The organism is Roseofilum halophilum BLCC-M91, assembly GCF_030068445.1.
Lineage (GTDB): Bacteria > Cyanobacteriota > Cyanobacteriia > Cyanobacteriales > Desertifilaceae > Roseofilum > Roseofilum halophilum.
This window is the reverse complement of sequence record NZ_JAQPOK010000120.1, coordinates 15,781-37,354: the sequence shown is the minus strand read 5'-3', so window position 1 is coordinate 37,354 and position 21,574 is coordinate 15,781. Positions and strand designations below refer to the sequence as shown.

The 21,574-nt window shown below is 45.7% G+C and carries 24 protein-coding genes, 3 tRNA genes and 1 pseudogene; 4 read left to right on the top strand and 24 right to left on the bottom strand.

The window, feature by feature from the left end:
• From PJF56_RS16140 to PJF56_RS16130, 3 genes and pseudogenes are all read left to right on the top strand, one after another.
• Positions 1 to 308: pseudogene (locus PJF56_RS16140) on the top strand (hypothetical protein); the annotation flags it as partial.
• Positions 309 to 431: 123 nt separating this feature from the next.
• Positions 432 to 1,643: an ImmA/IrrE family metallo-endopeptidase gene (locus tag PJF56_RS16135; protein WP_283763719.1), complete on the top strand. Its 1,212-nt coding sequence runs from the start codon at positions 432 to 434 to the stop codon at positions 1,641 to 1,643.
• A gap of 20 nt (positions 1,644 to 1,663) precedes the next feature.
• On the top strand, positions 1,664 to 2,191 hold the full coding sequence (locus PJF56_RS16130; RefSeq protein ID WP_283763718.1) for a PIN domain-containing protein: 528 nt from the start codon (positions 1,664 to 1,666) through the stop codon (positions 2,189 to 2,191).
• A 31-nt stretch (positions 2,192 to 2,222) separates the two neighbouring features.
• Here PJF56_RS16130 and PJF56_RS16125 read toward each other — a convergent pair whose 3' ends face one another.
• From PJF56_RS16125 to PJF56_RS16115, 3 genes are all read right to left on the bottom strand, one after another.
• The gene (locus tag PJF56_RS16125) at positions 2,223 to 4,670 is read right to left on the bottom strand and encodes a VIT domain-containing protein (RefSeq protein ID WP_283763717.1); all 2,448 of its coding nucleotides are present in this window, start codon (positions 4,668 to 4,670) and stop codon (positions 2,223 to 2,225) included.
• 311 nt (positions 4,671 to 4,981) lie between these two features.
• Positions 4,982 to 5,197: a DUF2283 domain-containing protein gene (locus PJF56_RS16120; protein ID WP_283763716.1), complete on the bottom strand. Its 216-nt coding sequence runs from the start codon at positions 5,195 to 5,197 to the stop codon at positions 4,982 to 4,984.
• Positions 5,185 to 5,520, bottom strand: a complete 336-nt coding sequence (locus tag PJF56_RS16115) for a hypothetical protein (RefSeq protein ID WP_283763715.1) — start codon at positions 5,518 to 5,520, stop codon at positions 5,185 to 5,187. The genes PJF56_RS16120 and PJF56_RS16115 overlap by 13 nt, the downstream gene beginning before the upstream one ends.
• A gap of 105 nt (positions 5,521 to 5,625) precedes the next feature.
• On the opposite strand from PJF56_RS16115, the gene PJF56_RS16110 reads away from it, so the two are divergent.
• Positions 5,626 to 6,219, top strand: a complete 594-nt coding sequence (locus PJF56_RS16110; RefSeq protein ID WP_283763714.1) for an esterase/lipase family protein — start codon at positions 5,626 to 5,628, stop codon at positions 6,217 to 6,219.
• 87 nt (positions 6,220 to 6,306) lie between these two features.
• On the opposite strand, the gene PJF56_RS16105 is transcribed toward PJF56_RS16110, so the two are convergent.
• The 21 genes from PJF56_RS16105 to PJF56_RS16005 all read right to left on the bottom strand — a co-directional run bounded on the left by PJF56_RS16105 (position 6,307) and on the right by PJF56_RS16005 (position 21,531).
• Positions 6,307 to 7,764 (bottom strand): sensor histidine kinase, encoded by a 1,458-nt coding sequence (locus PJF56_RS16105; RefSeq protein WP_283763713.1) that lies wholly within the window; start codon positions 7,762 to 7,764, stop codon positions 6,307 to 6,309.
• Between the two features lie 157 nt (positions 7,765 to 7,921).
• Complete coding sequence (locus tag PJF56_RS16100) at positions 7,922 to 8,206, bottom strand: DUF433 domain-containing protein (RefSeq protein ID WP_283763712.1); 285 nt, start codon at positions 8,204 to 8,206, stop codon at positions 7,922 to 7,924.
• Between the two features lie 32 nt (positions 8,207 to 8,238).
• Entirely contained in the window at positions 8,239 to 8,700 is a 462-nt protein-coding gene (locus tag PJF56_RS16095) for a PIN domain-containing protein (protein WP_283763711.1), read from the bottom strand.
• A 5-nt stretch (positions 8,701 to 8,705) separates the two neighbouring features.
• Positions 8,706 to 9,017 (bottom strand): hypothetical protein, encoded by a 312-nt coding sequence (locus PJF56_RS16090; RefSeq protein ID WP_283763710.1) that lies wholly within the window; start codon positions 9,015 to 9,017, stop codon positions 8,706 to 8,708.
• Positions 9,018 to 9,216: 199 nt separating this feature from the next.
• Positions 9,217 to 9,561, bottom strand: coding sequence for a hypothetical protein (locus tag PJF56_RS16085; RefSeq protein WP_283763709.1), 345 nt, complete (start codon positions 9,559 to 9,561; stop codon positions 9,217 to 9,219).
• 72 nt (positions 9,562 to 9,633) lie between these two features.
• Positions 9,634 to 9,999, bottom strand: coding sequence for a DUF5615 family PIN-like protein (locus tag PJF56_RS16080; protein ID WP_283763708.1), 366 nt, complete (start codon positions 9,997 to 9,999; stop codon positions 9,634 to 9,636).
• 4 nt (positions 10,000 to 10,003) lie between these two features.
• The gene (locus PJF56_RS16075; protein WP_283763707.1) at positions 10,004 to 10,255 is read right to left on the bottom strand and encodes a DUF433 domain-containing protein; all 252 of its coding nucleotides are present in this window, start codon (positions 10,253 to 10,255) and stop codon (positions 10,004 to 10,006) included.
• Between the two features lie 712 nt (positions 10,256 to 10,967).
• Positions 10,968 to 11,495: a hypothetical protein gene (locus tag PJF56_RS16070; protein ID WP_283763706.1), complete on the bottom strand. Its 528-nt coding sequence runs from the start codon at positions 11,493 to 11,495 to the stop codon at positions 10,968 to 10,970.
• Between the two features lie 267 nt (positions 11,496 to 11,762).
• Positions 11,763 to 13,202: a vWA domain-containing protein gene (locus PJF56_RS16065; protein ID WP_283763705.1), complete on the bottom strand. Its 1,440-nt coding sequence runs from the start codon at positions 13,200 to 13,202 to the stop codon at positions 11,763 to 11,765.
• 54 nt (positions 13,203 to 13,256) lie between these two features.
• Positions 13,257 to 13,424, bottom strand: coding sequence for a hypothetical protein (locus PJF56_RS16060; RefSeq protein ID WP_283763704.1), 168 nt, complete (start codon positions 13,422 to 13,424; stop codon positions 13,257 to 13,259).
• A 158-nt stretch (positions 13,425 to 13,582) separates the two neighbouring features.
• Positions 13,583 to 13,654: transfer RNA gene (locus PJF56_RS16055), tRNA-Leu, on the bottom strand.
• A 225-nt stretch (positions 13,655 to 13,879) separates the two neighbouring features.
• Positions 13,880 to 13,951: transfer RNA gene (locus PJF56_RS16050), tRNA-Asn, on the bottom strand.
• Positions 13,952 to 14,062: 111 nt separating this feature from the next.
• Positions 14,063 to 14,167, bottom strand: a tRNA-Leu gene (locus tag PJF56_RS16045).
• Between the two features lie 64 nt (positions 14,168 to 14,231).
• Positions 14,232 to 14,468 (bottom strand): hypothetical protein, encoded by a 237-nt coding sequence (locus PJF56_RS16040; protein ID WP_283763703.1) that lies wholly within the window; start codon positions 14,466 to 14,468, stop codon positions 14,232 to 14,234.
• A 194-nt stretch (positions 14,469 to 14,662) separates the two neighbouring features.
• Complete coding sequence (locus PJF56_RS16035) at positions 14,663 to 14,863, bottom strand: hypothetical protein (RefSeq protein ID WP_283763702.1); 201 nt, start codon at positions 14,861 to 14,863, stop codon at positions 14,663 to 14,665.
• Between the two features lie 456 nt (positions 14,864 to 15,319).
• Positions 15,320 to 16,120, bottom strand: a complete 801-nt coding sequence (proC, locus tag PJF56_RS16030; protein ID WP_347179565.1) for a pyrroline-5-carboxylate reductase — start codon at positions 16,118 to 16,120, stop codon at positions 15,320 to 15,322.
• 128 nt (positions 16,121 to 16,248) lie between these two features.
• Positions 16,249 to 16,839, bottom strand: a complete 591-nt coding sequence (locus PJF56_RS16025; RefSeq protein ID WP_283763700.1) for a cell division protein SepF — start codon at positions 16,837 to 16,839, stop codon at positions 16,249 to 16,251.
• Positions 16,840 to 17,188: 349 nt separating this feature from the next.
• Positions 17,189 to 17,872: a YggS family pyridoxal phosphate-dependent enzyme gene (locus PJF56_RS16020; RefSeq protein ID WP_283763699.1), complete on the bottom strand. Its 684-nt coding sequence runs from the start codon at positions 17,870 to 17,872 to the stop codon at positions 17,189 to 17,191.
• Entirely contained in the window at positions 17,869 to 18,138 is a 270-nt protein-coding gene (gene pipX / locus PJF56_RS16015; protein WP_283763698.1) for a transcriptional coactivator PipX, read from the bottom strand. Before pipX ends, PJF56_RS16020 begins: the two co-directional genes overlap by 4 nt.
• 529 nt (positions 18,139 to 18,667) lie before the next feature.
• On the bottom strand, positions 18,668 to 19,558 hold the full coding sequence (locus PJF56_RS16010; protein WP_347179564.1) for an energy-coupling factor transporter transmembrane component T family protein: 891 nt from the start codon (positions 19,556 to 19,558) through the stop codon (positions 18,668 to 18,670).
• Between the two features lie 167 nt (positions 19,559 to 19,725).
• Positions 19,726 to 21,531, bottom strand: a complete 1,806-nt coding sequence (locus tag PJF56_RS16005) for a M61 family metallopeptidase (RefSeq protein WP_283763696.1) — start codon at positions 21,529 to 21,531, stop codon at positions 19,726 to 19,728.
• Between the last annotated feature and the right edge of the window lie 43 nt (positions 21,532 to 21,574).

Below are 21,574 nucleotides of genomic sequence, written 5' to 3'. Positions count from 1 at the left end.
TGACTGAATCGAGATTCTGGTTTCCAGAATTAGAATTAGGACTGGGATTATGGTTCGGGAAATACCATGGATTAAAGCGACAATGGTTACGCTGGTATGATGCCCAGGGCAATTGGATACCCACGCCAGAGGAAGTGGCGGAGATGGCTAATCAACGAGCTAACAACGCTGAACAACGAGCTAATGCTGCCGAACAGGCCCAGAAAGCAGCTATTCCTCGATTGTTGAGTATGGGTATGAGTAGGGAACAAGTGGCTGAAGCCTTGGGACTGTCTGTTGAGGAAGTTTGTCAATGGGAACAAGGCTAAAGCCATTTTTCTCCCATCTTTGTGTCAGTTTTTGAGCGATCGCCAAGCCCAGTCTAAAGCATCCCAAGGGCGATCGCGGACATGATGTTTTGAGAATTCAACAATGGTCAATGAGAGGGCATTATGGCTGCGAACATCCTAGATACAATAGATCGCCAACAATTAGGAAAATCTCTCAAACAAGCGCGAGAACAACGAGGCATGACTCAAGCGGATGCTGCTCAAGAGCTTGAGGTTTCCCGCACTACCCTAGTGGCGATCGAAAATGGTACTCGGCGCTTAAAACCGGCTGAATTGATTACACTTGCTCGTACCTATGGGCGTTCAGTGAGTGATTTTGTGCGTCCACGCCCTGTTGTCGAACCTCTGGAGGTACAATTCCGGGCACTCTATCGCCGTACCCAGGAAGAACAAGCTGCTATTGAGCCTGTGGTTTTGCGTCTCCAGCAGTTGTGTGAAAACTACTTAGAATTAGAACAATTGATGGGTTCTCCCTTGCCGCAAAATTATCCTGCTGAATATGACGTTGAGGAAATGCCCATAGAACCGTTAGCAGAAGCGATCGCTACTCAAGAGCGGCAGCGCCTTGGACTTGGCGATCATCCCATTCAGCAATTACGAGATACCTTAGAAGCCAATGTGGGATTGCGGATTTTTTACCTGCCCATGCCCCCCAAATTCTCAGAAATTTATAGTTATAACCCAGAATTAGGAGGCTGTTTAGGCATTAATTCCAATCACCCAGAAGAGCGCAGAAGATGGTCATTAGCCCATGGTTATCTGCACTTTTTGGCTCATCGATATAAGGCCGTTGTGGATTTTGATGACCAATATCAGAGAATGCCAGATAGTGAAAAATTAGCAGAAGCATTTGCTAAATATTTTCTCATGCCAACAAGTAGTTTACTGAAACAATTTAGGGATCGTAGTGGTTCCAATAAGGGAAAATTTACACAAATTGATCTATTTACTCTAGCTCATTATTATGGTGTCTCTGTGCAAGCGCTGGCGTTTAGACTTGAGGAGATGAAATGTATTCCGACAGGAACTTGGGATAATTTACACTCAAGAGGTCTCAAAGTTAGATCGGTTCAACAACAGTTAAATTTACAGGATATTCCTCAGCTCTCCGATATGACTCCTGTTCACTATCAGCATTTGGCAATTGAAGCTTTAGATCGAGCGTTAATTACTGAAGGACAATTTGCAAAATTTTTAGGAGTGAACCGTCTAGAAGCACGTTACATTGCGGAACAATTACGAGAGTATTCGAGTGGAATCTTAGATGAAGATCGGGTTAATCTGCGGGAGGTGGCAGATGTGGAACATCAATAGGGGGAGATAAAGATTCAGTTATGAATATTCAATCTTCCCATCTACTTCTCGATACCTGCTGTCTGTTGAATTTTAAGGCATCGGGTCAATGTTTAGAGATCTTAAAAGTGATTCCGGCTCAAGTGGCGATTGTGGAGGAAGTTAAACAAGAATTAACCCAGATCGATATCACAGAAATTGAAGAAGCGATCGCCGAAAATCTTTTGATCGTTGTAGATTTTGCCTTTGATGCCGAAGCTGAAAATTTCGTCAACTATGCCGCCGCTCGGTTAGGAGATGGAGAAGCAGCAACTGGGGCGATCGCCGTTGAGCGAAGATGGGCAATCGCCACAGATGACCGCAAAGTGATTAAATTTTTTACACAGGAATCCCCTTCTCTACAAGTATTTTCCACATTGGAAATTATCCAGTATTGGGCAAAAACAGAAGCCATTCAGCTACTACAGGTGCAAGAAACGCTTCGCAATATTCAGGTACAAGGTCGATATACTCCTGCTGAAAATCATCCTCTCAAAAGTTGGTGGGACAAATTTCTCGATCAAGACTAATTAGAGACAGGTTTCCCTGTCCCTAAGTCTGTTAATTCCCGTTAACCCGCAAGGTTAAGGAGACTGTACCCTGAACGGAACTGGGAACGGGCCAGCCGAGTAAAACCGATCGCACCGCTCGAATAACGTCTTCGTCTTCTATCGTCGAATTCTCCTCATCTAGAAGCACCCGACGGACGCGCCCATTATTCGTCCAGACTTCTAAGGTCAGATCCCCGGAAACCTCGTCAGGAAGGGAGATAGACTGGATATATTGGGTTAAAGCGGCGATCGCCCCTTCACTTAATCCCTCAGCTTTCACCACTTCGATGCGGTTGGGTATATTTTCTACCTTACTTTCCTCTGTCAATTCCATTTCCTCCATTTCCATGGCATCCATTTGCGGAGCAGGAGGGGGTGGAGCAGCAGCAGGTAGGGGAGCCGACATCCTTAAAGGAGAGGCAGAGCGGGATGCTCCCCTGGGTGCGCCTCCTCTGGTTCCAGAACTTTGGTAAATACTTTGATCTTCCTCTGGTGCGCCAAAAACACCCTCATAACTCACCCCATCCGGTAATTCTACGGGCACTTCTACCCGCACCCGTTCGCCATCCGGGTTAACGCGCACCTCCTCACTCACGGCCACAAATGCCGTATATTCAGACAACAGGCGATAATCTAAAGCAGTCTGCGTCACTGCATCCACTCCGGACTTAGTTTCGCCGCCGTACATCCCCGTCATCAGATCCTTAATTTTCGCTCTACCCCAGAGCTGGGAAATTGCCTCACTATCTCCCCGAAAATTGACCGAGAACACCTGTTCATAGCGTTTTCCCCCTGCCGAAACCCCCCGGATGCTTAACGTCCCTGGTTGGGCATCTGCCTTGCGTCCGAACAGCACCAACGGCTGACTGGCAAACAGATCCGGGGGCGCGAGGGGGTAAATTTCTGGAGCCTCTCCTGCACCGCTCCAGGTTACCTCAATATTACTCAAGACTGGGTTATTAATTTGGCTGAAAAACTTCTTCACCACTGGATCGATATTCTCATCCTGGCGTACCACTTGCACGGTTCCTCGGCCCACTTCTGCCAGTCTATCCAACAAAAATCGATTGGTAGAACTGCCGACACCAAAGCTATACAAGCGATTTCCCCGTTTTAGATTCTGTTGCACTGCGGCAATAATTTCCTGGTCATTGCCAATATAGCCATCGGTGAGTAAGACGACACTCCGCAATCTTCCTTCCGGAGGTGGGGGAAAGTTCATCACCGCGTTGATGCCATTCATTAACTCCGTTCCCCCTTCGGCGTTCAGTTGGTTAATATATGAGAGTGCCTTTTGGCGGTTTTGTGGGGTATTGGTGAGCGGAGAAGCAGACAACTGGCGAGCTGTATTAGAAAAATCGATAATTGTAAACGTATCATTGGGATTTAAACCCTGAATAAATTCTCGCATTAAGGCTTGAGATTGGGCAATGGGTGCGCCCGACTGAGAACCGGAAGTATCCATCAGAAACACCACATCTTTGGGGATAATTTCTCTGGGTTGATAGTCTAAAGCGGGAATTAAATAGGCGGCGAAATGTCCCCCGTTTCGATCTTTTTGCGTCAGGAGAGTGGCTTGGGTTTCTCGTCCGGAAACTTGATAGCGCAACACTAAATCTTTGTTGGGAATTTGGTCTTCTGGCGAGAGTTGAATTTCGGTGATATTGCGCTGTGTTCGCACTAAGATTTTATGGGAAGTCGAGCTAATATTGCTAATGGGAACGCCAGCATCAATGTTAACGGAAACTTGGATATCATGACCCGATCGCCTCCCTGGTTTCAGTACCGGAGGTGTAATTCGAGAAGCATCGGGCACTTGATCCGTATCTTCTGTTCCCTGAATCGAGTTACCGGGAATATAGCGCGGCCCTACTACCATGGGAAAGACAAACTCATAATTTCCCCCTTCAAACGTGAGGGAGTCCGTGTAGCGAATAGTGACCTCGATTTTTTCCCCTGGTCGGATATTGGCTAAAGATTGGGTGAAAATATTGGCTCTCTCTTGCTCTAAAAGTCCCGCAGTGCGTCCTTCTGCTCTCGCTTGTTCGTAGATTTGTTGGGCTTCTTCCCGCTTCTTAATGCTACCCTTGATAATGCGATCGCCCAATTTAATTTCCATATCATACACCGCCGCCTCATCCGGGAGCGGAAATACATACACCGCTTCTAGGGGATCTTCAAAGGGATTTTCAAAGGTTTGGGTTACTTCCACCTGGGAAACATTGCCGGAAACCGTGGCATTGACCGAAGTGTTTTTTAAGGGGAAAACCTGGGTTTGACCCTCTTCTGAGGTCACCCAGAGACCGTTAGCAGGCGAATCGGCGGGGGGTTGCATGGGGTTAGCCGCTTGGATCATGGGATTGGGGGAGGTAGGAGGAACAATGGAGATGTTTGCAGTGCTGTTGAGACACCCGGTGAGGAGTAAGGATAGGGGGAGAAAATAGGTGAGTTTAGTCATAATAGAGCGCTTCGCGTTAGGGAATAGGGAATAGGGAATAGGGAATAGGGAATAGGCCCATCTTCGCGTCTCCGCGTCTCGGTATCCCCGCATCTGTGCGTCCCCATGTCCTAGAATGGCATAACTGCAAGGGGGAGTAACCCAGGTTACACTTTTAGTAACACTCCTCATCATTAAAAATTTAGAGGCGTGCGGGCATCTTGCCCGATTCTTAACCCATTTTCATGTCCGCTTGCGGAAACCGGACTGGATATCAGTCGTTTACTCTGTTATGCAGTTACATTTCCGATTACCTTGCGGCAAACCACTATCTAATTAACCGTAATTGCCTCAAAGTCAACCTGAGTTCTATCAGTATCACCTCTAACAAAATTCAACTTTTCAAATCCAATTACTCGACCTTCTCGATTCTTCATCAAAATAACTTCATCTCCAGTTTCTTCTACTTCATATTCATCTTTTGGCTCATCGAACCAAACCACCAAAGTATTGCCAATGGTGTCATGAAAAACTTTTATTTTGGCCATATCTTTTCTCCTTCTTTGATTGCACTAGTACGATAAGCCGTAATCAAAAATCCATTACCATTTAATCGTTTGGTGACTGCACAGACCCATCTTCTATCCCCATCGGCTCTATAAAATAAATAAACTTGGGAATCACTCTTACTCAAATGAATGATATTAGGATGAGTTAATGTTTCTTTCACATCTTCTAACCTTCCCTCCATAATCGGATGCTTAATCGTAGTAATCAATTCCCAGTAACTCACTGTTGTTTGGACTTGAAAGCCAATTGGAGTATCGACTATAAACAAAAGTTGCTCATCCACAGGAGGATTATCGCTCATTCTCGCGTCCTCCCGATCTTATCCTAGAATGGCATAACTGCACGGGTATGGAAGCTAGGTTACACTTTTAGTAAGACTTCCCTTTTCTCTCTCTAGGATAGTTTCATGGGCGATCGCAATCCTGTTTTACTCATTCATGGTATTGATGACACTGGAGCAGTGTTTAGGAAAATGGCTGCGGTGTTAGAGCATCAAGGATGGTTCACCTACGCTCTGGATTTAGTGCCCAATAATGGTACGGTGGGTTTGGATCGGTTAGCTCAACAGATTAAAGGGTATGTTGATCAAGCCTTTAGCCAAGATATACGCTTCGATATTGTGGCGTTTAGCATGGGAGGAATCATTAGCCGGTACTACTTGCAGCGCTTGGGAGGGTTAGAGAGGTGCGATCGCTTCATTACCCTATCCTCTCCCCATCATGGCAGTTTAATGGCCTATCTGCGCCACAACCCCGGTTGTGTACAAATGCGCCCCAATAGCGAGTTTTTGCAAGATTTAAACCGAGATGGCGATCGCTTGAACTCGATTCAGTTTACCTCCATTTGGACGAATAATGACTTAATGATTTTGCCCGCTAACAGTTCTCAAATTCCCGTGGGCAAAAACATCACCGTGCCCGTTCTTATTCATCCTTGGATGTTAACCGATAATCGCACTATTGAGCTAGTGGTGCAATGCTTACAGGGCTTTGCGCTGTAAGATTAAAGGTTTTGGGAGTGCGGGCATCTTGCCCGCTTTGGGAGTGTGGGCATCTTGCCCGCTTTGGGAGTGCGGGCATCTTGCCCGCTAGTTATACCCATTTACCGGATTTGATATTACTTTACAGCTCGGTAAACTAATGGTGAAGATACTGCCTTCTCCTAACTTGGAAACCACGCTGACGCGCCCTCCCATGCCTTCGATCAGGGTTTTGACAATGGATAACCCTAACCCGGTTCCGCCTGTGGAGCGGGCGCGAGCATCGTCAATGCGATAAAAGCGATCGAAGATTCTGGCTTGATGGGCTAGGGGGATGCCTTCACCGCGATCGCACACTTGCAAGCAGACTCGATCGCTCTCTTTTTCCAGTTTCACGGTAATTACGGTAGCGGGATCGGAATATTTGACGGCATTATCAATGAGGTTGAGCAACACTTGCTTTAAGCGGTTGCGATCGCCTTTTATCTCCACTGGCCGATCCCCTAAATCCAGTTCTATACTACGGTTGCTATACTGTTGCGCCATATCGACGACTTCTAGAACTAAGTCGGTTAGGGATAGGGTTTCGAGTTCAAAATGAATCTGTCCATTATCAGCGCGGGCAAGTTCGAGCAAGTCTTGCAAGAGTTGAATCGTGCGATCGGCTTCTCCTGCTGCGGTTTCTAGGGCTTCCCGTTGGGCTTCGGTGAGGTTGTTGCCCCGTCTGAGGGTGCTTTGTAGATAGCCATGAACGATGGTTAAGGGAGTCCGCAATTCATGGGAAACATTGCTGACAAATTGCCGTTGATTTTCCCAAGATGCAGATAAGCGCGAGAGCATCAAATCTAAGGTTTTAGAGAGTTCTTGCAGTTCGGAGGGGGCAGGATCTAAACTGAGGGAGACTTCTCCTAAGTCTTGCGCGGAAATTTTTACGGCATATTCACTAATTTTACGCACTGGAGCCAGCGATCGCCGAATATAGATCGCCATCATCATCACGATCAGGAGCAACGCGAACACGCTCACCCCAATCAAGTTTCTGAGCATTTCCAGGAGCATTTGTTGCTCTGAAGTGATATCTTGAGCCACATAGAGTTTACCAAGGGTTTGCTCATTGACTTTTAACGGCCCGGCACAGAGAACGAAATAGCGCCCTTGATAGGGGTACACTTCCGGTTGAATGGGAGCATTGCTGATGTTGAGCAGATCCGCGTTTTGGGGATATTGCGATCGCTCCAGATTCGGCGATCGGGCCATAATTTCACCATTTGGAGATTGAATCCACAGAAAAATCTTTTCTGCGCTCACATCCTCAATCACCATTTCTAAGGTTTCACGCTGGCTAAACCGTTGACTATAAATTTCGATATCTTTGGGCAAGCGTTCAGCAATATAGCGGATATTTTGTTTATGGGTTAAGACCAATTGTTGCTGCATTTTTAATCCCGTGGCAATGGCAACCGAGCCTAAGCCAATTCCGGAGACGATCGCCAAACCAAACGTGAGGCGAAACTGTAGCGAGTTAACTTTAAACCTAAATCTATGCCCTAATTTGTGAATGAACATCCTCTCATCTCTGTCAGTTACTTGCCCCCACCAACATAGATTAGATCTAGATACTGAGAAAATGCTGATAATACTCTAAACGAACCCTGATTAAACCGCCCCAGACTAACAGACGAGGTTGACACCACTTTGTACTGTTATGAAAAGACGATTAAATTCATAGGGACTGTTGCCTCATTCCTGATAACTGCTCGTAATTCAATTTCTCAGCTATGAGGTATTCTTCAATTTCTGACTGATTAGCATGATAATAAGTTAGAGCAGCATAAACTTGTGCAAGTTTCAAATTGCCCATGCGCTCAGAAATTTCTTCGGCATTAAGTCCCATTTTGTACCAAGCTGCGATACGTTGGACTGAAACTCTTGTGCCTGTAATATGAGGACGACCACCCAAAATCTCTGGCGACCTAATAATGAGTGTTCCAATGTCGATGGTTTGCATAGTTGATTTCCATACACTATGTTGCATATCGATCATAACCTAGACAGATACTGATTCACAAATTCAGATGGAATGAAACATTCAAATTCTCCGGTTTCTTGGGCCAATACTTTAATCAGTTTATGATTGGCAGATATAAAACATTGAGATTGACCAGATTTAGCTGTTAAATAAACTCCAATATCTTCACGGGGGATCGTTCCCACCGCTTCAATCTCAGCATACTCGGTATCATTAATATGAACATAACAAACTTTCAAATTTTGCCAAATCCGTCCAATAATTTCCCCACTCCAATCTTTATTTATTAAACGTTTTGCAACTCTAGAAATTTGCTCAATTAATTCTTCAGAAATTACTACAGTAACCGAATTACTATTTCTCGATTCCCAGCCTAACCATCGAAGAATAATACCTTCAGAACTCTTGGGTTCAGTTGCTCCAATCAGATAAACATTGGTATCGAGGAAAATTATTTGAGGAATCAAACTCATATTATCTAAAATAGTTTATCTTGACGCTCTTTATAAATTTCCTGTTTAACGTCCTGAACCAGTTGGATGATTTTCTCTCTTGAATCGTAACCAGATTCTGTCAAGTCTTGCTTTAATTCTTGTTGTAATTGTTGGGATGGGATTATCGGAATGGCTTGATATTCACCAATTTCCCCCCAGAGTTGATTGGCTTCTTCCTCAGTTTCTTCAAAAACAATAATGACTCGCACTCGTTTCGGTAGAGTCTCTTGAATTGGGTCATCTAAAGATAATTGACCTGATTGATCAATTTTTCCGCTTGCTGTAATTGCTTTCATGTTACACTTTTCAATACTTTAGGGGAATTGAGATTTTTTATTGTTTTCCTAATCCTACCACGAACCTCAGAGATCGTCCCCAGCTCTGTTCGCCTCAATTATCCTTGTCTTTTGTCAGAATGACAATTGATGCAGCCATGGGTTAAACAATGGTTAGCTCGCTCTGTCACCAGACGACGTAATGCTGTGGGGATATAACTCATGTGCTTGCAGTCAGATGGGAGAAGTTTCCTGCTTTGAGCATCACGATCAGATGTTCGATACGTTCGTATTCGTCTAATTCTGCTTGTTCTTCTGGAGTGAGGGTTTCGGCTTTACTGCGCTGGAGAAGGGTTTGCAGGCGATCGCACATTTCTGGAGTCGGCCGGAAGTCTGCAATTTCTTCGGGAGTCGGACGACTAGCCAGGAAGTTGAGGATATAGTGATAGATGTGGTTAGGGAGTGGGGCTTGTAAGCATTGTTGTAGTACAGTGGGAAGGCGATCGCCTAAAGCATTGAGATGGGGAACGAGTTCGTCAGGAACTTCTAAGGTTATGGTTGCCATAAGCTCTCAAAACAATCGGTTTGGGTTTTATTTTAAGCCAGGAGTCAATTTTCAGGGCTGGCATTGCCCACCCTAGGGTTTCATATCTCTTAATTTCCTACGAATCCGGATTTTTTGTTCAGTGGCAATAACAATTGAACCTGCTTCTAACTCTCGATCGTAATCTGCTAAAACATCTTGCAGTAGAGAGAGCCTTTTTGAGCGTGGGAGATTTTCCAACCGCAAAACCTCACAATGGGGTTGATCTTGTAGCCAAATCAGTTGTTCAAAATCAGAATCTGTGGTGATGATAATACGTTGCTCCCTTACCGCCCATGCCAAAATGTCGCCATCAGTCATACTGCGATCGACATCCCGGACGCAAGCAACATCATATTCGAGATCTATCAAAAAATCGGATAACGAACCACTTACATTGACATCGAGCAAAAATTTCATGATTTTATGATGCCATAGATCGCTCAACTATTTCTTCACTATCGACGAGACGATAGGCATAGAACAGAGCGGCATAAATATCAGCGATTTCCAGGTCAGGATAATCCTCTAAAATCTCTGGCATTGATACTCCTTTGGCCAACAACTCTAAAATCATGGCAACGGAAATTCTCATTCCTCGAATAATTGGCTTGCCAGCACAAATCTGGCGATCGAACGTAATTCTTGACAATAATGAATCATTCAGATCGGGCATTAACTTTTACCTCTTTATTTATGCGGACTCAGAAATAATTTTTGCATTAAGCAGCGTGAAAATTCGGTCGAGTTCCAAAATTCAAGTCAGTTCTACTGCTTCATCAGGTGATACAGCGCTTCGCGCGGTAATGAGGTACAGTCGGAAAAGATCCCCCTAAATCCCCCTTAAAAAGGGGGACTTTTACTGCCCCCCTTTTTAAGGGGGGTTGGGGGGATCGAAATGTACCGCATAGCAGCGAAAACTGCTGTAACTGTGACTCTCGCTGTTTTTCGTTCAGGCTCTCCAGTCGCTCTTGCAGATCTTCACTAAATTTAAATAAGAATAACCCTCGAACTGGCTTAATTTCAATACCAGCATCAATAAAAGAGGAGGGTTGGATCATCAATTGTGCATTCATAGTTTACCTCAGAGGCTATGTTATGCTGTGTTAATCGGTCTGGGTTTTATTTTAACCGGAATTAGACAAAAATTAGAGCGGTTCTGCTCCTCCAAATTTATCCAAAAGAACCTTATATTTTTAAGATTTCACATTCTTCTCCTATGTTGCTCAGTATTAACCGTAGTTTCTCCAGATGCAAGCATTTTAATCATCTGCTCAAAATATAATCCATTATTTTTCTGGACAGACTGAAGGAATTCAAGGGAACGAATAAGAGAGGCTTTACCACTCGGAACCCAGTTTTGATTTGACATTAAAGTTTTAAGGTCTTTATTTTTTTCTAAATTCAATACGGAATTGGCAAAGCCTTGTATGTGGGCCGTTATAAAATAATTTGCCTTTTTCGATAGCTTCTTGTTCAAGAATAGATACAATCTCTTTACGTTCAAGTAATAATTTAGGAGGGAGCCTATATTTTTTATTGGTAGGAATAATATGAACATTTTCTGGTGGAAAAAAATCATCTTCAGCACCTACTAATCTTATAGATGGTGCAAAACTTTGTCTGAAATGATAAAATTTTTCATAATATTTATATTCAAGACTGTCCTTCGGATAGCGATTTTTTTCTTGGGGTTTTAATAAAATATTGTTTATGAATGATCCTATGGGTATACCAGCCATAATTATCAGAGGCAAGAACAGAAATAGAGGAATGGTTATAGGAAACAATATTACACTACCAATAGATCCTGCATTTAGGATGGTAACTATACTAGAAACAAATCCAATAAAGCCTATGATTTTGCTAAAATGGGGGCGTAAATATTGTAAGATGACAGATATTGGATTGTTCATTGTGGCATTATTGTCTGTCTTTTATCTATCTTAAGCCAAGGGCAGAGGGCGATATTTAAGAAGCTTGCAACACTTGTGCTGCGTTTAAAGGGGAAGGTTGACTCAACTATTGCAATAGTTGAGAAGTGATCGCCTGCTCACCCTGCAATACCGCCTCGTATTCGTCAGCCACCACTATATCACGGTGATCTAACAAACAAGCTGCAAATGTTGCAAAAACTCACAATGCCATAAAAAAACCTCCCCAGTGAATAGGGAGGTTTTAAGTTAGTCTTGACGCACCGGTAGAGCGGTTTCCAGGATTTCCATCAACAGCTCCAAACGAGAGGGACGAGACAATAGAGGCACTAAGTTGGGTAGAGAGTAGTAGTCCCCCTTAAACGTAAAGGTTTCTACGGGAAACTGCTTTTTCTTTAACTGCGCTTCTACGAAATCATAGTTAGAGTTCACGCGCACAATGATTACATTGGGGAGAATCTCTAGAGCTTGACGATAGGTGTCTAAAGCATCCACAAAATAAGGATGGCTATTTTCCCCTTCGTCAGTCACCAGGATGATTTGTTCTACCCGTTGACGGTTGCGCCGCATGGCTTCTACACCGCAGCCGATACTGGTTCCACCCCCAGCGTTAATGTGCTTAAAGGCTTTTTCCCAGTCCGTGAGTTCCTTGCCTTGCGCTTTGACTTCATAGGGCATGGTATCAAAAGCATAGACAAACAAATCAGCCGTGGTAATGCCGGAAATCAAGGCAGCAAGCTGCTTACCGACTTCGATCGCGCGATGCATAGAACCAGATTTATCCACCAGCAAAGCCGTCGGTTTAACAATGTTGCCCCGCTTTTTCACTTGGGTGTTGGCGATCGCCTCCAATTTCGCCACCGTTTCCGCATCCAGTTCTGTCGCATTCGATGCCACCTGCGCCTTCAGTGCCGAAACCCGATTCGCCTTTTGAGCCGCTTCGAGCTTCTCATCAATCAGCGCCTTCACCTGCGGATGCTCCATCGCTCCCCGTTGTTTCAAGGAGTTCAGGTTATTAATCACCTCTTGAGGCGACATGGCATGAATCAGCGCCACCAACACCGTCGGTGTAACTTGTTTAACCGCACCAATGGCAATGGTATAGGGAATACCATGCTTGACAATCAGTTGCGCTTGCTCTGCGGGAGTCGGCGCTTTTGCCACTTGCTTGAGGGCAAACGCCAAACTATCCTCTGGGGGATTATCCTTAAACAGCACCGCATTCGCCCGTTCATTGGGCTTGATGTGCAATGTAGCATACAGATGCTTCATCGCTTTGCGACCTCGCAGAGCGGCGCGATCGAACTGTTTCGGGTTTCCTTCCCGCTTGCGCAGATAGCGAGTCACTGCCGTCCGCGCACACCGAGGCACTTTATTTTGAAATTGCTTCATAAAGTCCACAATCCTCGCCACTTGGTAAGGGGGGAACTGTTGCAACATCACAAAGCCAGCGCTACGGTGTTCGGGAAGTGGGCTAGTGAGCAAAGAACCCATAAACACTTCCTTATGGTCGCGCACATCCCCATTGTGCTGATACCATACTGCCAAGTGACCGTAAAAAATCGGGTCAAGTTGTACTAAAAGGTCATGGAGTTCGGCAACTTCTTGCAATTTCCGGTGGGGAGTGGTGAGCAAGGAGTTGAGCATCTCCAAACGCAGATCTTGCTCTGCATCTTTTACATTTACCATGTTTCTCTCCTAGGGATATAAGACAAACTTTTATAGAGAATTCGTATAAAGCCCTCATCCCCCAACCCCTTCTCCCACAGGAGAAGGGGAGAGAAGTCCCTCTCCCGTGGGAGAGGGATTTAGGGAGAGGGCAAGCTTACCGCGCAAGTGGCGATCGCCGTTTATGCCTGCTAATATCGGCCCAGGCTTGCAGCGTACAACTCCAAGTACGCACCGATTCATTTGGTGGAGAAGTATGTAGGCGATCGGGGTTAGGGCGCGGTTGTAATTAACAATTAACAATTAACAATTAACAATTAACAATTATTTTGGGGACATGATTCTCATTCAATCATAGAGTTAAGAAAAAAAGGTCATTTCGCGCAAGTCCAAAAAGCTGTTGGTCATACACGGGATTTGAACCCGCATGTGCTTGAGCCTAAATCAAGTGCCTTTTCCATTTGGCGAGTATGTAAGCTTGATGAGTTAGGGCGCGAAATGACTTTATTACAGAACCCAGAAAGATTGATTCAACCGGTCAGAAAAGCTAGATTGAAAGATTGATCGATGAGAGAAGTATTTGGTAGGGCTGGCAGTGCCCACCCTACGCCTAATCGGTAAAGTTTGTATTTTGTAACCCGATAAAAGGGGTAGGAATAAAGGTCACACCGCGCAAGTCAAAAAAGCATTGTGTTTGAACACATATACAGGATTTGAACCTGCTACCAGTCGGTTAACAGCCGAATGCTCTACCAATGAGCTAATATGTAAGCTTTTTGAGTTAGGGCGCGGTGTGAATCTATTCCTTAAGGCTGTACCGTACAAGTCAATTCAGCAATATGTTGTTGCTCTACCATTGAGCCACATCCGCCAAGATGAAGGGCGGATGGTGGGAATCGAACCCACATCGTCTTTTTAAGAGACACCATTTATGTATGCTGAACCCGTTAGGATACGGTACAGTATGATCCCCCTTTCATGTCCGCTTGCGGAAAATCTCCCTTAAAAAGGGGGACTTTTCTGATTTTTGACAACTACGATAGTTGAAGGTTAAGGGGTGCTGAGTGCGTCCAGTTGGGGTGCGGGTTGTTCGGGGGTTTCCCCGTCTTGAACAAAGACCGTGAAAATAATGGCCATTAACATCAGAACCAGTAACCCTAATGGGGGTTGGTTCGATTTGATTTCGTTCAAAAAACGCTCCTGACCGCACTTGAGGCAAATGTAATGATCGAGGTTTTGGGTGTTGCGAACCCAAGGACAAATTTGATTACAGTTTGGTGCTTTCATGGTTCACCTCTCTGGTTATTTTTGGGAGTAGATCGTCCTCAAGTGGAGTGCGAGCATCTTGCTCGCTACCTTTCTCTCTTGCTCGCTACTTTTCTGTACCGAGCGAGACGTTTGTCCTGCGGACAGGCTACGCACTCCGCAGAGCAGTGGGAGAGGGATTTTCCGCAAAGCGGACATGAAAGGGAGAGGGAATTTTACCCATAAACCGCTTCAGGACGGATAATAATGTCACCACTAGGGCGGCGATCAATAACATAGTCATTTAAGCGATGAACTCCAACTTCAAGATGCTGGGCAATTCGACCTTTGAGGACGGTATCATTCATACTACCGTTGATTTCTAGTTGGGTTTCGTTCACATCGTAGGAGCGTCCTTCAAAGCGAATATGTACCATCTTGATACCTCCTTTGGAGCATTACAAAAGAAATCGATGTTCTAAAAAATAGATGGATGTCAGTTGAGTTTTGTTTGGCAAACCCTCGGATGGTTTGCGTTCTCGATCCTGAGAGTTTGACTCGTTTGCTGGATCGGTCTTGACTGTTTTTGACAGTCGCTGATATAATAGGAACACTGTTTTTGACTCCTAAACAGTCATTAACAAACCCTTAAAGAAATGTTCTGGTTATTCAGTTTTCGAGGTTCAACTGTAAGGGTTCGGGTGAAATACTTCTCAGAAGTATCTCTAACTTCCTTGCCCTCTACATCTTCTATACTACAAACATACTACAAGCTTGTCAAGGGTTATGGCAGAAAATTTTTGTCTGTCATTTCTTATTTTACTGAAAGCCTTACACAGAAAAGCTTTCAGGCATCATGCAGCGCTTAAGGTATTGCTATTACCCATTACCTATTACCCCCGTCCCAAGTCTTGGGAACGCTCGTAGGCTGCTAAAACGGCTTCCATTAAAGCCGATCGCAGGCCGCCTAATTCCAGTTGTCGCACTCCGGCGATCGTGGTTCCTCCGGGACTGGTGACTCTATCCTTGAGTTCTCCGGGATGTAAACCGGTTTCTTGGATCATCTGTGCTGTTCCCAAAACTGTTTGTACTGCTAGTTGAGTGGCGATCGCCCTCGGCAGTCCTGCCGCTACCCCACCATCAGATAAGGCCTCAATCGTCAAGGCCACAAATGCCGGCCCGGAACCGGAAACTCCTGTCACTGCATCCATCAGGGTTTCCGGCACTTCCACCACCTCTCCCACTGCCGATAATAGAGTTTTGGCCTGTTCTAACTGAGCGGGAGTCGTATGGGAACCGGAGGCGATCGCACTCATTCCCGCGCCTACGATTGCCGGAGCATTGGGCATGACGCGAATGACACCCCGATCCGGAAACCCTGCTTCCAGCTTACTGATGGGAACTCCAGCCAAAATCGACACCAGCAACGGCAATCTCACCCCGGACAACTCCGTAGCAATTTTGCCAAACACTTGGGGTTTAATCGCCAGCAACACCATCTCCGTTGCTTCGGCTACGTCCCGGTTATTCCCCGTAACCTCGACACCATAGCGATCCACCAACTCCTGACGGCGCTCCGACCTGGGTTCGCTCACCCGTACCTGACTTCCAGAATAAATATTTTCCGCTAGAATCCGGGATAAAATCGCTTCTGCCATTACCCCGCCGCCAATTATACCCAGTTGCACCATAATTCCTAATCACCTATGACCGATTGCCTGTTCCCTATTCCCTTTTAAAAAAGAAAAAGAGTAGGTTTAGGTTTACTGCACGAATGCTTGCCCCCAACCTACCTCATAAAGACAGCCTTGGACTCTTACTCCTAGGCCATTTGAGCGGGGTTTTCCGTCCAACTTGGAGCAGGAGAAGATCCAGTGGGACGAACCGGACGGACTTGAGACTGGGGATTATTTTGACTGCCACCAATCTGAGTTTTCACACTCACACAGCTCGGTGTGAACAGGAAGATACTCTCACCAATTCGTTCCTGGTGACCATCGATCGCATAGGTTCCTCCAGCCACGAAATCCACGGCACGTTGGGCCTGATCCGGGTCCATCATCGTCAAATTCAAGACCACTGATTTTCGCTCCCGCAAAGCTTGGATCGCCTGGGGCATTTCTTCAAATGAGCGGGGTTCCATAACCACCACTTCGGACATAGAATTGGCTGCTCCAGGCATCCCAATCACATTGTTCATCGGTGCTGCTCCTGGTGTTGATGGATCGATGCCCATTTCTGGGCGTTCCCGCAACCGTCTTCTCGGTTGAGGTACTTCCTCGACTTCGGGTTGGGGATTCTCTTCTTTATAGATGTTCTGATATTCTTGAGCATCTAACTCATCATCATACCCGTAATCATATACAGGCTCATTCAGACCTACAAAGTCTCTAAGTTTGGAAAATACATTCATGGTTTATCAAACCTCCTTAGCCTGGTACTGAGATCTTCATAATGACCCACCATGCAGTCTAGCAAGAAAGCTTCCTTTTTCTTGCATCAATTGTAAATTGATCGCTAGAGTCAACAGCTTTCCACAAAAGGGGCTGACTTTTCCACAGAGGGCGATCGCTCCCTAGAGTCTGCCTGAGAACCATTAAACCCTGAGCTGCGCTCCCTATTCCCCTATCGGCAGTCCCATCGAACAGAGAGCCGATAGCACTTTCAACACTTAGGGGACTGTTCATGAGGAAATACTGACAATGGGTTTTGAGGGGCCTAATCTATCGGGTACAGAATGGGAGACCTTTTAGGGATAGGGTTTAGGGATAGGGTCGTTGCCCAAAGAGAGTCGTTCCCAGACGGATCAGGGTCGCTCCTGCTTGGATAGCCAGGGAATAATCCGCAGACATACCCATGGATAGGTGGTGCATTTGAAGATTTGACCAATCTTGCTGTTTAATTTTATCAGCTAATTCTGCGGTTTGTCGGAAAATTTCATAAGTCTGGTCTGGATTTAATCCCAAGGGCGGAATACACATCAAGCCTTGAATATCCAAGCGATCGCAGCGATCGAGTACCGGTAAGTCATTGAGCAGTTCCGGCACACTCCAGCCAAATTTTTGCGGATCGGGGGCTATTTTGACTTGGAGACAGATTTTCGGCTTCGTCTCTAAGTTTTGGGCCAACTCATTGAGCTGTTGGGCTAGTTTCAGAGAGTCTACCGAATGAATCCATTGAAAGTTAGCGATCGCCTTTTTCGCCTTGTTACGTTGTAAATGGCCAATGAAGTGCCAGGTTATATCCGTTAAGTCCTTGAGTTCTTCTTGCTTATCGAGACTCTCTGGGATACGACTTTCGCCAAAATCCCGGATTCCTGCTTTGTAAGCTTCCCGAATGCGATCGCTCTCGACCATTTTGCTCACCGCGATCAGATGCACGCGATCAGGAAGCGTTGAGCGAATTTGATTAATTCGATCCGCCAGGGAGTTCTGTAAATCAGTCATTGGAACGTTCGCTTATGAACCGCCATTAACTCATCATACAAGGAGAGCTTACCTTCGCGCCGCAGCGATCGCAGGCGATTTTCTAACATAATCCGAGCTTCTCCTCGTGTTACCGACTCAAACTGAAGTCCCTGGGGGCTAGTAATGACCACAAAAAATAACCGTTGGGCATATAGGGTAGTAAAGAGTTCTTTGCGATCCTCGATCACGCAAACCCTAAACAACAAACCAAATGTAGGATGACTCAGATAAGTTTCGCCAGACATTCACATTAACACTGGGATGAAAAAGTTGGGGATAACGGCTCAAACTGTTCGCATTGAACAACAGGAGAGGAATTTTTTGGCATCCTGGGAACAGGAACTGAAATGAAGAAGTCCGACTTGACCCAATAATGACTGCCTCAATCCGTTTCACCTAAAATCGACCTTACCCTTGCGAACCGCTTAAGATTCCATGGGTGACTCAACGCTTATGGAGTTTGATGGGTATTCAAATTCCATAATCTATTGTTTTGTGCAAGTCTACCTTACTCTACCAAAAGATGGCCACTTGTGTAGAGGCAAGCTAGCAAGAGAGAATGGAAGAAAACCCGGTTCTTCGATCAAATCCGGTAAATGGTTTAAACTTGCGGGCATCTTGTCCGCACTCCCTCAATCGGTTGATCTTACTGGAGTGGGAGCATCTTGCTCCCTAGGTTTTTAATTTAGGTTTTTAATTAGGGTATTTCCGCTTCGCGGACAGGTTCATGTCGGAGGCAGTCCGAAACAAGCAGATTGGATATTACATGACTCCTTAACTCATTTGCCCCCATACTACACGAACGCACCACAACCCCACTAAAGCGATCAAAGCCACTCCATCCGATCGCCGCCATTGAAACTGATACCATTCCACCTTATGCTGATTCGGTTGGGTAAAGCCTCTAACCTCCATCGCGCTGGCAATTTGAGCCGCTCTGAGCAGCAAATTTTCCAGCAGTCGCTCCACCACCAGTAACCAGACTTGGGACGATCGCTTTAAGCCCAACTTCTTCCAATTAATAGCGCGGGTATTAATAGAGCGAATTAAATTTTGCACCTCTTCTAGGACTAAAGCGATAAACCGTAGGGAGAGCGTCAAAGTTAGAGTGATTTCCGTTACCGGAACTCCCCACCGTTTCAAGGGAGACATCCAGGTTTCCAGGGCAGCCGTCACCTCTTCGGGGGCCGTAGTGAGCAAAAAAAGACCCGTGCTATAAATAACAGTAAAGATCAAAGTACCTAAGCGCAATCCCAGATCCAAAGATAACCGAGTGATCGTTAACTGACTAAATCCCAGATTAAGAGTGAGCAAGGTATAGCGATAGGATGTCGGTTGCGCTAAAGTATCCTCCACAACCGGTAACCGGGGTTGATGGACAACGGTTAACCCATCGGGAGCAACAATAGTGATTAAAACAATCAGACTCCCCAGCATCAACAACCATCCCAATTGTTGCTTTAGCACCCGCAGGGGGATCGTCGTGGTGAGGGTAATGGCGATCAGAAAACCCACCAGGATCAGACGGAAGGGGGTACTTGCGAGGACGGGGATCGCCAGAAAACTGATTAACCAGATCAGTTTGACTCTGGGATCGAGCTGATGTAACCAGGTAGTCGGGTTTTCGAGATAGAGACCAATGGGAAGCGATCGCAGTAAATCCATGTTGGCATAGAGTAGGGAAAGAGTAGGGCGTAGGAGATAAGGAGCTAGGGAGCCAGACGCTCCCACTCCTTAATATTAAAGGTTTTAGGATTGCGGGCATCTTGCCCCCTTGTTAACCCATTTTCATGTCCGCTTGCGGAAACCGGATTTGATATTATATTGCCTCCTTACTCTTTGCCCCCGTTGCTAAAGACGGTTGTCAAAGACACCCCTAGCCATCCTTCAAAGTTTTTCAGTTGCAGGGATGAGGGGTTGGGCAAGGGACTCAGGTAATAGGATGTAGGCTTAGGTTCAGCTAGGGTAACCGTTAGAGTTTTGAGTCGATCGCCATGGAAGAGGGTGAGAGTAATGGAATCTCCCGGATCGTAGTCTTTCAAGCGATCGCTCAAATCCTCGGCGCTGACGCGCAACCCCTCTAAGGCTAAGAGTTCATCTCCAGCATCAATGCCGATTTTATAGGCAGGGGAATGACTTTCCACATATTTAACCTTATTCTTGCCCTGTTCTGATTTGACAGTGATGCCGAGGTGGGGAACATCGGGGGATTTAATCTCAGATTTGAGCTGCAAACCAAAGGGTTTGAGATAGGCATTAAACTCTAGATCTTGGGTGGTGTCTAGGGCGGTATGGAAGAAGTCTTCTAGGGGAATATGGGCAATGGTTTCGATGGTGGTTTGCAGTTGTTCGGGGGTATAGCCGGTTTCGGTTTTGCCAAATTTTTCCCACATTTGTAGCATCACATCATCGAGCGATCGCCGGTTTTGATGGTGGGCACGAATCATTAAATCGAGAAGGAAGGACACCAACTCGCCCTTGAGGTAGTAAGAGATTTGATTATTGCGGCTATTGGCATCAGAGCGATAGAGCTTAATCCAAGCATCAAAACTCGATTCATGCAGGGGTTGAATCCAACGCCCAGGGGTATTTTGATAGCGGGTGATTTCTTTGCTCAGTTCGTTCAACAGATGGCGAGCATTATAAATTCCGGCTCGCAGGGGAATAATCATGTCATAGTAGGAGGTTGCCCCTTCGCAAAACCAAAGAGATGAGGTGTAATTTTCTTGGGTGTAGTCATAGGTTTCTAGGCCGATGGGGCGCAAGCGTTTGACGTTCCAGAGGTGGAAAAATTCATGGGCAACCAGTTGCATGAATGAGGCATATTTCTCCCGATCGCGAAAACTGAAGCGATCAAAAATCAAAGAGCAAGAATCTTTGTGTTCGAGTCCGCCCCGACTGCGAGCGAGATGGAGGATGAAGAGGTAGCGATCGTAGGGCAGTCCGCCAAAGAGTTCGGATTCAACTTGAATGATTTTTTCGATATCATTAATGGCTCTTTCAGCCGGTAGATTTCCTTGTCCCCAAACGGCTAATTCATGGCTTTTGTTTAGGGTTTGAAAGTAATAGATGTCATGGGTTCCAATTTCAAAGGGGCTATCTACCAGATGATCGAAGGTGTTCGCTTCAAAGGTGGTAGTTTTCCCTGGAACTTTAGGCAGGGCGGTGCTAATATTCCAAGTGGGATCGGGAAGAATAATTTTTACTTGAATGGGGTTTTGTTCCATCCCCAGAACTTGGAAAAATAGGCAAGTTCCGTTAAAGTAGCCATGGGAGGCATCTAAATGGCTGGTGCGAACGGTGAGTTCATTGGCATAGATGCGATAAAAAACGAGGATTTCTGAACTATTTTTCGTATTAATGTGCCAATGACTTTTGCTTTTTTTGTGATATAATAAAGGGTTTCCTTCTGAGTCATTAACCTTAAATTCTTGGAGATTTTTCGCATATTCCCGGACAAGGTAAGACCCCGGACTCCAGACGGGAAAGAGGAGGTCAAGGTAGCCAGCTTGCCAATCGGAAATGCGTAGGGTAACTTCATAGAGGTGATTACTCGGTTGGGGCATGGCGACTTGATAGGCGATCGCCACCTGAGCAGTATCCGAGACAGTGGGTTGGGGGATAGAAGCTTGAGTCATGATCGTTAAGAGCAGATAAGAAGAGACATCAATCGGGCAAGTG

Coding starts and splice junctions, on each gene's coding strand:
- PJF56_RS16020 (WP_283763699.1), bottom strand. CDS start 17,872: ATGACTGATTTACAGAACTCCCTGGCGGATCGAATTAATCAAATTCGC.
- PJF56_RS16120 (WP_283763716.1), bottom strand. CDS start 5,197: ATGGCCAAAATAAAAGTTTTTCATGACACCATTGGCAATACTTTGGTG.
- PJF56_RS16100 (WP_283763712.1), bottom strand. CDS start 8,206: ATGCAAACCATCGACATTGGAACACTCATTATTAGGTCGCCAGAGATT.
- PJF56_RS16065 (WP_283763705.1), bottom strand. CDS start 13,202: ATGGTAAATGTAAAAGATGCAGAGCAAGATCTGCGTTTGGAGATGCTC.
- PJF56_RS16125 (WP_283763717.1), bottom strand. CDS start 4,670: ATGACTAAACTCACCTATTTTCTCCCCCTATCCTTACTCCTCACCGGG.
- pipX (WP_283763698.1), bottom strand. CDS start 18,138: ATGTCTGGCGAAACTTATCTGAGTCATCCTACATTTGGTTTGTTGTTT.
- PJF56_RS16135 (WP_283763719.1), top strand. CDS start 432: ATGGCTGCGAACATCCTAGATACAATAGATCGCCAACAATTAGGAAAA.
- PJF56_RS16115 (WP_283763715.1), bottom strand. CDS start 5,520: ATGAGCGATAATCCTCCTGTGGATGAGCAACTTTTGTTTATAGTCGAT.
- PJF56_RS16095 (WP_283763711.1), bottom strand. CDS start 8,700: ATGAGTTTGATTCCTCAAATAATTTTCCTCGATACCAATGTTTATCTG.
- PJF56_RS16105 (WP_283763713.1), bottom strand. CDS start 7,764: ATGTTCATTCACAAATTAGGGCATAGATTTAGGTTTAAAGTTAACTCG.
- PJF56_RS16005 (WP_283763696.1), bottom strand. CDS start 21,531: ATGACTCAAGCTTCTATCCCCCAACCCACTGTCTCGGATACTGCTCAG.
- PJF56_RS16130 (WP_283763718.1), top strand. CDS start 1,664: ATGAATATTCAATCTTCCCATCTACTTCTCGATACCTGCTGTCTGTTG.
- PJF56_RS16110 (WP_283763714.1), top strand. CDS start 5,626: ATGGGCGATCGCAATCCTGTTTTACTCATTCATGGTATTGATGACACT.
- PJF56_RS16060 (WP_283763704.1), bottom strand. CDS start 13,424: ATGAATCGGTGCGTACTTGGAGTTGTACGCTGCAAGCCTGGGCCGATA.
- PJF56_RS16035 (WP_283763702.1), bottom strand. CDS start 14,863: ATGGTACATATTCGCTTTGAAGGACGCTCCTACGATGTGAACGAAACC.
- PJF56_RS16040 (WP_283763703.1), bottom strand. CDS start 14,468: ATGAAAGCACCAAACTGTAATCAAATTTGTCCTTGGGTTCGCAACACC.
- PJF56_RS16080 (WP_283763708.1), bottom strand. CDS start 9,999: ATGAAATTTTTGCTCGATGTCAATGTAAGTGGTTCGTTATCCGATTTT.
- PJF56_RS16025 (WP_283763700.1), bottom strand. CDS start 16,839: ATGAATGTATTTTCCAAACTTAGAGACTTTGTAGGTCTGAATGAGCCT.
- PJF56_RS16070 (WP_283763706.1), bottom strand. CDS start 11,495: ATGAACAATCCAATATCTGTCATCTTACAATATTTACGCCCCCATTTT.
- PJF56_RS16010 (WP_347179564.1), bottom strand. CDS start 19,558: ATGGATTTACTGCGATCGCTTCCCATTGGTCTCTATCTCGAAAACCCG.
- PJF56_RS16090 (WP_283763710.1), bottom strand. CDS start 9,017: ATGAAAGCAATTACAGCAAGCGGAAAAATTGATCAATCAGGTCAATTA.
- PJF56_RS16085 (WP_283763709.1), bottom strand. CDS start 9,561: ATGGCAACCATAACCTTAGAAGTTCCTGACGAACTCGTTCCCCATCTC.
- PJF56_RS16075 (WP_283763707.1), bottom strand. CDS start 10,255: ATGCCCGATCTGAATGATTCATTATTGTCAAGAATTACGTTCGATCGC.